The organism is Kocuria sp. ZOR0020 (assembly GCF_000800955.1).
Lineage (GTDB): Bacteria > Actinomycetota > Actinomycetes > Actinomycetales > Micrococcaceae > Kocuria > Kocuria subflava.
Window position 1 is genome coordinate 1 of record NZ_JROX01000416.1, and the last position, 513, is coordinate 513.

Here is a 513-nt window from a genome sequence, read left to right on the forward strand (position 1 = left end):
CATTTTTGTGTATTTGCGTTTCTTACACATAATCTAACCACTCCTTAATCGTAAATAATTCAAAGCCATTTAGTTTGCTTTGTTTTTCAATTTCTACTTGATTTCTATCTAGGTCTATCAGCAGTTCAATTACAGGTCTACCATTATCAAGCCACCTGATGACTGTATTAGTTTTAAGACCAAAATACTTAGCACATTGAGCCTTACAGCTGAAGTGTAGTTCTTCTTCCGTTGTAGGGTTATAAGCTACGACCTTTATAGCTTTTTGTGTTGCCATTGTTTAATCCCCTTTCTATAAAACAATATTATCAAATTACTTTATATTTGTCAAGAATTAACTTTAGACCTCTTCAATAAATTCCAAGTATCTTTCATCAATCGCTTTTATCTCTTCTTTCGTGAACTCTGATTTAAAGTTATTTCTTTCTTCTTTAAACCCTAGGAAGAGAAACTTATTCCCTAGCTCGTTTTTAAAAGAGTTTAAATATCCTTTTTTGTTGTTCATCAATTTAA

At 31.0% G+C, this 513-nt stretch carries 1 protein-coding gene; it reads right to left on the bottom strand.

The features are described from left to right. Positions 1 to 22 precede the first annotated feature (22 nt). Positions 23 to 277, bottom strand: a complete 255-nt coding sequence (locus L979_RS15585; protein WP_036851135.1) for a hypothetical protein — start codon at positions 275 to 277, stop codon at positions 23 to 25. Positions 278 to 513: the final 236 nt, after the last annotated feature.

Coding starts and splice junctions, on each gene's coding strand:
- L979_RS15585 (WP_036851135.1), bottom strand. CDS start 277: ATGGCAACACAAAAAGCTATAAAGGTCGTAGCTTATAACCCTACAACG.